Origin of the sequence: Candidatus Electronema sp. TJ (assembly GCF_048287355.1) — a bacterium.
GTDB lineage: Bacteria > Desulfobacterota > Desulfobulbia > Desulfobulbales > Desulfobulbaceae > Electronema.
Genome location: NZ_JBLWEP010000192.1, coordinates 1 through 2,515, shown reverse-complemented (window position 1 = coordinate 2,515; position 2,515 = coordinate 1). Strand labels below are relative to the sequence as shown.

At 55.5% G+C, this 2,515-nt stretch carries 3 protein-coding genes; all 3 read left to right on the top strand.

Annotated elements, in window-relative coordinates:
- Positions 1-17: 17 nt before the first annotated feature.
- The 3 genes from ACNKID_RS11065 (at position 18) to ACNKID_RS11055 (ending at position 2,451) form a co-directional block, all read left to right on the top strand.
- Complete coding sequence (locus ACNKID_RS11065) at positions 18-269, top strand: acyl carrier protein (RefSeq protein WP_417913488.1); 252 nt, start codon at positions 18-20, stop codon at positions 267-269.
- Positions 270-388: 119 nt separating this feature from the next.
- Complete coding sequence (locus tag ACNKID_RS11060) at positions 389-1,768, top strand: phytoene desaturase family protein (RefSeq protein WP_417913487.1); 1,380 nt, start codon at positions 389-391, stop codon at positions 1,766-1,768.
- A gap of 5 nt (positions 1,769-1,773) precedes the next feature.
- Positions 1,774-2,451: a DUF1294 domain-containing protein gene (locus ACNKID_RS11055; RefSeq protein WP_417913486.1), complete on the top strand. Its 678-nt coding sequence runs from the start codon at positions 1,774-1,776 to the stop codon at positions 2,449-2,451.
- Positions 2,452-2,515: the final 64 nt, after the last annotated feature.

Sequence of the window (2,515 nt, the reverse complement as noted above, 5' to 3'; positions counted from 1 at the left end):
TTTTCTGAGGAGCAGTCATGACCCGTGATGACATCAAGTATTTGATTCTTGATATTATTCAAGAGATAGACGACGAGGCCGAATTTGACGGCTTGGAAGAGGACAAGCCGCTGCGCGACCAGCTTGATCTGGACTCAATGGATTTCCTCGACATCGTCATGGAGCTGCGCAAGCGGCACAAGCTGCAAATCCCGGAGGAGGATTATCCCCAGCTGGCGACCCTGATGAGCTGCGTCAACTACCTTGAACCAAAGCTGAAGGATGTCTGAGCACAGGTTAGACTGAACCACCCTTTGCCTACCGCTCTGCTGCAAGGCAGGTCTTTGGCCTGCCTCTGTTTTGAGTTCTCGCGCCGCTCTGGCGCAGCCCCGTTTCCTTGCAGATCATCATGGCTGACCATCAGCTTATCATCATCGGCGGCGGTCTGTCTGGGCTGGCCGCAGGTATCCGCGCCGCCCGCTTTGGGCAGAAGACCCTGATCGTCGAGCAGCACAGCCTGCCCGGCGGCCTCAATTCATACTACCTCCGCCAAGGGCATCTGCTGGAAACTGGCCTGCACGCGATGACCAACTTTGCTCCGCCAAGAGTGAAGCACGCGCCGTTGAACCGGCTTTTCCGCCAGCTTCAGCTTTCCCGCAAAGAATTCACCACCCACGAGCAGATCGAATCCGAGGTGCTCTTTCCCGGCATCACCCTCCGTTTCTCCAACGACTTGAACCTGCTCATAGAGGAGGTGGCTGATCATTTCCCGCTGGCTGTTGACCGCTTCCGCAGCCTTGTCCGCGAGGTGGATGCCTACGATCCCTTTGCCGAGCGGCCTTGGCAGTCGGCGCGGACCTTCCTGCGCAGCCGTCTGGCTGATCCGCTGCTGGAAGACATGCTTCTTCTGCCGCTGATGGTCTATGGCAATGCCGAGGAGGACGATATGGACATGGGCCAATTTGCCATCATGTTCCGGGCGGTCTTTCTCGAAGGCTTCTTCAGGCCAGCAGGGACGATCAAAGATTTGCTGGACAGGCTGTTGGCCCAATATAAAGCGTTCGGCGGAGAAATCCGCTTCCGCGCCCCAGTGTCTCATATCCTCACAGAGGGCGGCATAGTCCGGGGCATCAGCCTGCAAAGCGGCGAGGAACTGTTTGCCGAGGCCGTGCTGTCCACCGCAGGCATTCTTGGAACTGCCGAGATGAGCGGCTGGCCTTTGGAACCAGACCGCTACACTGGCAGGATGAGTTTTATGGAAACCATTACCCTGCTGCCAGAACTGCATCTTCCGCCAGAGCGCAGCGGCAAGACGATCATCTTTTACAATCAGCAGGAACGCCTGAACTATCACCGCCCAAGCGGCCCAATTGATCCGTCGTGGGGCGTGATCTGCTTCCCTAATAACTTCCAAGGCTTGGTGCAGAACAACCGCCCGGTGCAGGTGCGCGTGACCAATGCGGCCAATTACAATATCTGGCGACAGGCGAACGAAGCGGAGTACCGGCAGCTCAAGGAAGACTGCGGCCAGCAGTCAGCAGCGGCAGTGCGGCAAATCCTTGGTGATTACAGCCGTGATGCAGTTTTTCAGGACAGCTTCACGCCGTTGACTATCGAACGCTTCACCGGCAAATGCGCTGGCGCAGTCTATGGCAGCCCGGTGAAGATCAAGAGCGGCAAGACCCCGTGGCCGAACCTCTTCATTGCCGGAACCGATCAAGGCTATCTCGGCATAGTTGGCTCTATGTTGAGCGGGGTGACGATTGTCAATCAGCATCTGCTGAAGTGAATCAAATGGCAACAATGCGCAGACGAGGAACGCTGACCTCTTGGAATGATGAGAGAGGTTTTGGCTTTATCACTCCTGATGATGATGCCCGGCCAGTTTTTGTGCACATCAACGACTTCATTCGTCGTGGCAGCAGACGACCAACGCAGAATCAGGCCGTGAGCTATGTGCTGTCCTCAGGCAGCAAAGGACGGCCATGCGCGGCAGATGTTGCCTTTGCTGATGAACAGCCGCGCGCCAGCGGCATCGGCTCATCCATTATTGCACCGCTGTTTCTTGCCGCTGTCGCTTTCTCGTCGTTTCATCTGAACAAAATTCCCCGCCTGTTCTTCTGGTGGTATGTCATAGCCAGTTTGCTCACCTTCATCATCTATGCCAGAGACAAAGCAGCAGCCAAGAGCGGCAGCTGGCGCACACCTGAAAGCTCCCTCCATCTGCTTGCATTGCTCGGCGGCTGGCCGGGTGCTGTGCTTGCCCAGCAGGTATTGCGGCACAAATCAAAGAAGCAGTCATTTCGTGTAGTCTTTTGGATAACCGTCCTGCTGAACTGCGCTGCCTTTGCCATGCTGTTTATCCCAGAAGTAGCTGTTGAGGTGCAATATTGGTTGGATGTCAAGCTGAAATTCTGGTTCAGCAATACTGTGAAGCCTTTTCTTGTGAATCTATTAAAAATGCTGGCATGAACGACACAGCAGATATGAAACCAATCTGAGCCAGTCGCTTGGCCAGCATGTCTGAGCTGAAGAA